This window comes from Phocaeicola sp. RTP21198st1_B8_RTP21198_201120, from assembly GCF_040929485.1.
Classification (GTDB): Bacteria; Bacteroidota; Bacteroidia; order Bacteroidales; family Bacteroidaceae; genus Phocaeicola; species Phocaeicola dorei.
The window spans coordinates 1-3,235 of sequence record NZ_JBCOCI010000162.1; the positions used below are offsets into that span (position 1 = coordinate 1).

Here is a 3,235-nt window from a genome sequence, read left to right on the forward strand (position 1 = left end):
CATTAAGGCTGTGTGGGGGAATTATTTGCTGAATATTTATTGGAAGTTAAATAGAGCTGAATATGATTCTTTGGAAAAAGAATTAGGATATTAATAAAAACACTGATTTTAAAATAATAAAGAGGTTGTGTTAAAATTCTGGCACAACCTCTCTTTTTATGCCAAAAGACTTTCCCAAGCCCGGGTTTTGTTATTACCTAAAGTTTTATGTATCTTTAAGTCTTGTACCCATTACATCCGTTTACGAGAACCATTTTTGATATATAATCAATATTATGTTTAATTTATATTGATCTCTTTTTTATTGGGTAGATATTAATATGTTAAAGAGTAACAAAATATTGCGATTTGCTTGTGCTACCCTTCTTGATTCTTTATTTTATTACTAATATAGGTGTATTAGCATGAAATATCATTTTTCTTGCTATGCTAGGATTAAACAATCTAGCAAATATGTTTCGTTTATAGTTTGTGATGCAAATTACGTCTATATTTTCTTCTTTTACATATTTGTCCAAATTGCTCAGTATGTTATCTTCTTTCACTACATTATAATGTAGTTCCAATTTTGAGTATTGTTTTTGAAAATAATCTTTAATACCTGCTAGTTTTATTTCATGCCATGCATCATTATCTGTACTACTTAAATGAACGAAGGAAACGGCAAAATGAAACGATTTAAAAACATTTATCAAGGAGTCAAAAGCTATTAGATCCCTTTGGTCAAAATTGGTCACAAAAGCTACTTTTTTTATGTCATTGAATGTTTTTAATGGTGTATGTTCTGGAATAGCATATACAAAGGATTGGCTTCTTTCTATGACTTCGGCCGTAACGCTGCCAATCAAGTCTATATCTTTTTGACTTCTTCCTCTTGTTCCCATTATAATTATCTGAGGATTATATTCTTTAGCATATCGTAAGATTTCTTCTTCGGGAATGCCATCACGCAAAATACAAGTATATTTTATATTGGGAAACTCTCCTGACTCAACTTTCTTTTTAATTGTATCGGAAAGTTTGTTCAACTCGTTGTGCACTGTTTCTATCATACTTTTTACAGATTCTTCTCTTTCGATCTGAAAATTGAAATTATCAGTTCCATAAGGAATTGTAGGCACATAAATAGGACTGAAATAAGCATGTAAAAGCACAACTTCTGAATTAATAGCATTAGCAAAAGAGAAACCAAATTGGCAGGCTTTAAGGGAATAGTTTGAAAAGTCTACCGGGATAAGTACTTTTCGTTTTTCTTTGTTTTTTTCCGAGCTACTCTCCTTCCCTTTGATTATATCTTCTGAAAGCCATGCAGAACTTTCTATAATTTGCAAAGCATGGGGCAGATCGCTTTCTTTAATTCTTAGTCTTACCCCAGAAGATATAACAGGTTGAATAAGATTCACATTGTGAATGTACGCTTCAATTCCCTCATTCTCAAGCACATTCTTTAAAATCTGAGCTTTAGCGTAAGTGAGGATTGCTAAGGTTACCAATTTATCTTCCATAATTCTATATTTTAAGTGATTTTCAGATTAAACAAAAAATCCCAATTGAATGTTGCAATTCAACCGGGATTTTATATTACACTTCTTGCGTTATTTTTTCTTCAGTTTCTCTCAATATTTGAAGGGCTTTTTCAAGAACTGTTGTATCGTCTAACATTACTAGTCCCCCATCTGGTCCTGGTTCCAAATGAATTCCAACACTTTTACCATTCTTGAAATTGTGTCCACCAAAAAAGTTACGTACAGTTTCTACGGTCATATTGAGTTCATCTGCGATTCTGTGCATACTTCCACTGGGTAATGAATCTTTGATTCTGCGCAGTTCATTAAATGTTATTGTTCTCATGATGTATTAAATTTAGTTATAAAAGTGAGTTCTTAAATCATGGTATAAACTTAATCAAAAAAATGCATAAAACAAATATTTTTGTGCTATTTTTGACTATATGTAAATTTATAATGGTTAATTTGCCAATTATAGATTAAGTGTATGAGTTACAATCATACCTGCTATAATAATGAAGAAATAAGTAGAAATGAGAATTATGTAAAATAAATTAATATCGCTAATCAAATAACCGCTAGCAGTGTATTGATTAGAAATGCAACGTGGTTTATAAAAGATTTTTTTTTGAATAAATTTATAAAGGAGATAAATCAGATAGCCTATGAAACAACCTTCTATAGTGCCAAAAAGAATGTCTCCCGGATAATGCACTCCTAAGTAGATTCTAGAATAGGAATTGAGCACGGCCCAAAAAAGAAGCATAAAAGTAAGAGATTTCCTTTTAATTAGTAAAGATAAAAAGACAGAAATAGCAAATGTGTTGGCAGCATGACTGGATATGAAGCCAAATTGTCCTCCCCTATATTCGTTTACAATATCAACCATATACATAATATTGGGATCTTGTGTTGGGCGAAAACGTGCGAAAAACGGTTTGCACAAACCAGAAGCTATTTGATCTGCTAAAGTTATGACTAAGGCAATCATAATAATAGTCAATAATGCTTCTTGAATTTTATTATTTTTAATTATGATATATAACAGCATAGCAGCTACAGGTACCCATACAATTGTACTGGTAGCTACCCACATGAATCCGTCCCAAAATAAGGATTGGCTTCCGTTCAAATTCAGTAGTAATTCTTTATCTGCTGCTATGTACTGTTGTATATCCATTGATTATGTTTTAAATGATTTCAATAACATTGGTAGGCACCCATCCTACATTACCGTCTTCCAGTTTAATTTCTTTCCATTCCTTCATCGTATTATCTTTAATTATTACTTTCCTACCTTCATGAAGAATAAATAAGTCTGTTCCACTTTGGTTAGGAGTACTTTTAACTGTAACGCTAGGAGCCATTATAATAGCGTTATCATGGTTAATTAATTCAGATTTTTGTTCTGAGGCAAATATATTTGCTAAAATAGTCACTAGGAAGAAAAAGATTGCTGAAATAAATCCTATTTTCTTCAAGACTACTCGTTTTCCGAAAATAAATAAAGACAGTGCCAATATCATCAGAATAAACATGATAATGCCTGTATGTGCCCACGCCTTTTCACTCATTGTATTAATAAGTGATTGAGTCCAAGTAACGAAAAACATCTCACTAGGAGGGGTTACCTTGTCTACAGTTTTGCTTCTAGCCAGTTCTAGGTTGAAACGAATATCACTATTTCCTGGGTTTAGCAACAAAGCACGTTCGTAATTGAGGACAGC

General features: G+C 32.0%; 4 protein-coding genes. All 4 read right to left on the reverse strand.

What is annotated here, in order from left to right; genetic code table 11:
* Positions 1-374: 374 nt before the first annotated feature.
* On the reverse strand, positions 375-1,505 hold the full coding sequence (locus tag AB5935_RS23795; protein ID WP_038609709.1) for a universal stress protein: 1,131 nt from the start codon (positions 1,503-1,505) through the stop codon (positions 375-377).
* 76 nt (positions 1,506-1,581) lie between these two features.
* Complete coding sequence (locus tag AB5935_RS23800) at positions 1,582-1,851, reverse strand: hypothetical protein (RefSeq protein ID WP_007835398.1); 270 nt, start codon at positions 1,849-1,851, stop codon at positions 1,582-1,584.
* 129 nt (positions 1,852-1,980) lie between these two features.
* Positions 1,981-2,688: a phosphatase PAP2 family protein gene (locus AB5935_RS23805; RefSeq protein WP_007842999.1), complete on the reverse strand. Its 708-nt coding sequence runs from the start codon at positions 2,686-2,688 to the stop codon at positions 1,981-1,983.
* Positions 2,689-2,698: 10 nt separating this feature from the next.
* A partial coding sequence (locus AB5935_RS23810; protein ID WP_368327643.1) for an SH3 domain-containing protein occupies positions 2,699-3,235 on the reverse strand: 537 nt, incomplete at its 5' end.